An 835-nucleotide genomic window follows, 5' to 3' on the forward strand; every position below is an offset into this window, starting at 1 on the left:
GGTCCCGGGCGCGGGCGGCATATCGTCTTCCGTCAGCGGCTCGGTGCTGCAAGCGACCCCCAGCCCCTCCGGCACGGTCCTGCCGTCCAGCGGGCGGACGCGCATGATGCCTGAATACAGCCCGCCGCCGCCCGCGAGCCGCACCCCGCTGCCGCCAAACATCTGCGCGACCAGCGGGTCCTGCTGCTCCTGCCAGGTGCCTTTCCCCGGGCAAAAGCTGTAAAACTCGTGCTGTGCATGCGAGGACAGCAGGATTTGGTATTCAAAAGCCCCGTCAGACGCCGTATAGGTGAGCAAAGCGTCCCCGCCGTACCGGGGGCTGAAATCGACCGGGGCTTCCCGCTCCCCCTGCGCCAGGCTCTGCACGACCCAGCGGCCATCCTGCCGGTATGCGCGCACCCGGTCGTAGGGATAGCGGTGCGCCGCGCGCTGGGCGGAGCCGGCCTGCCCGTCCGTGCCGGGATAGGCGAGCGTCGCCGTGTACTCCTGCCCGCAGCGCACGACATTGTTTACCGAAAACGCGGCCGGGACCGTCATTTCCGCACGCTGCGCCGCGGTCAATTCCACCGCTTCCCCCGGCGCAAACACCGCCCGCAGCAGGGTATCCGGTACCGTGCTGCCGAACCCCCAGGGCAGGCGGCCGGCAGACCGGTTCTCCGCAAAAACCCGTTTGAGCGCGTCCCGCGTACCGTCGTCCGCGACGATATAGCGGTAATACCCGTTGTCAAGCGTATACGCCTTGCCGTACAGATAGAGCGCCTCGTTGATGTCCGCCGGGCGGTACCGCTCCGCGGCGCGCAGCGCGGCTTCCATATCATCGCCGGGCACGCCCGCG

General features: G+C 68.7%; 1 protein-coding gene. It reads right to left on the reverse strand.

Translation table 11 applies throughout. The features are described from left to right. A partial coding sequence (locus tag CZ203_RS14375; protein ID WP_159456296.1) for a hypothetical protein occupies positions 1-835 on the reverse strand: 835 nt, incomplete at both ends.

The sequence above is a fragment of the Intestinibacillus massiliensis genome, from assembly GCF_900155735.1.
GTDB classification, from domain to species: domain Bacteria; phylum Bacillota; class Clostridia; order Oscillospirales; family Butyricicoccaceae; genus Intestinibacillus; species Intestinibacillus massiliensis.